1 protein-coding gene is annotated in these 1,361 nt (G+C 71.9%); it reads left to right on the top strand.

What is annotated here, in order from left to right; genetic code table 11:
- Nucleotides 1-1,361, top strand: a 1,361-nt coding sequence (locus CCO02nite_RS15545; protein ID WP_146844087.1) for an RHS repeat-associated core domain-containing protein, incomplete at both ends; no start/stop codon positions are given.

Raw genomic sequence — 1,361 nt, 5'->3', positions numbered from 1 at the left:
GGGTATGACTCGGCCACCCTGCGTCTGACGGGGATCTCGTTGGATCGTGAGCAGGTCGATGGTGCCGAGCTGGCCGTCGGCTACAAGTACGACCCGGCGGGTAATGTCCGTCAGGTTGCTGACCGTCCCACGGCGACCGGTAGGACGGGTGCCGGGTTCCGGGACGTGCAGTGCTTCGAGTACGGCCAGTTGCGTCGGCTCGTCGAGGCGTGGACGACCACGGCCACGTCGTGCCCGCTGACGGCGTCGTTGGCGGCCGCGGGTCCGGGCGCGTACTGGAACACCTACGGTTACGACGAGCAGGGCAACCGCACCGCGTACACGACGCGTACGGCGGCGGGGACCTCCTCGACGAGCTACCGGTTCGAGGCGGCCACGGCCCACCAGCTGGTCTCGGCCACGACGGCGGGCGTGAGCACGAGGTACGACTACGACGCGGCGGGCCGCGAGGAGCACCGTCGGGTCGGGTCGGCCGCCAGTCGGACCTTGGACTGGGACGAGTCGGGCGAGCTCGCGTCGATCGAGGTCGGTGCCTCCGAGGCCGCCTACGGGGCCGGTGAGGCCGGGTTCGTGTACGACGCGTCGGGTGGGCGTCTGACGCGCACGGATGCCGCAGGCACGACGGTGTACCTGCCCGGTGGGCAAGAGCTCACCGTGGACGCGACCGGGCAGGTCACTGCGGCCCGGTACTACACGTTCGCGGGGCGCACCGTTGCGGTGCGTACCGGCGCCGGTCTGGCGGGGGTGACCTCGCTGGTGGCCGATGCGCACGGCACACCCTTGGCCGCGGTCGCGAACACCCAGCCCTGGCCCGGGACGATCACCAAGACCTACACCGACCCGTTCGGGGCCGCGCGCACCGGCGCGGCCGTCCCCGGAGACCACCAGTTCCTGGGCAAGACCCGTGACGGGGCGAGCGGCCTGACCCAGCTCGGCGCCCGCTACTACGACGAGTCCACCGGCCGGTTCATCAGCGTGGACCCGCTGCTCGACCTGGGCGACCCGCAGCAGTGGAACCCGTACGCCTACGCGAACAACAACCCGACCACCTGGGCAGACCCGTCCGGGCTGATGGCCCGCATCGACGACGACGGGGCACGCCACAACCACGTGGCAGCCAGCCCGCTGCCCGTGGGCGCGTCCACCCGTGCGGGTGACCTCGCCCGGATCGCGAACCGCAAGATCGCCGTGCGGGCCGCGATCGACGCACAGCTGTGGCAGGCGCAAGCCCGCGCCGACGCCGTCGGGCTGTTCACCGACTCCGCCGGGCAGAGCATCGCCGTCAACGGCATCCAGTCCTTCGGCGCCGGGTTCGGCGACGCCCTCATCGGCACCATCGACGGCATCAGCCCCGGGCACCT

This window comes from Cellulomonas composti (genome assembly GCF_007990245.1).
Classification (GTDB): domain Bacteria; phylum Actinomycetota; class Actinomycetes; order Actinomycetales; family Cellulomonadaceae; genus Cellulomonas; species Cellulomonas composti.
This window is presented reverse-complemented; position numbering and strand designations above follow the sequence as displayed.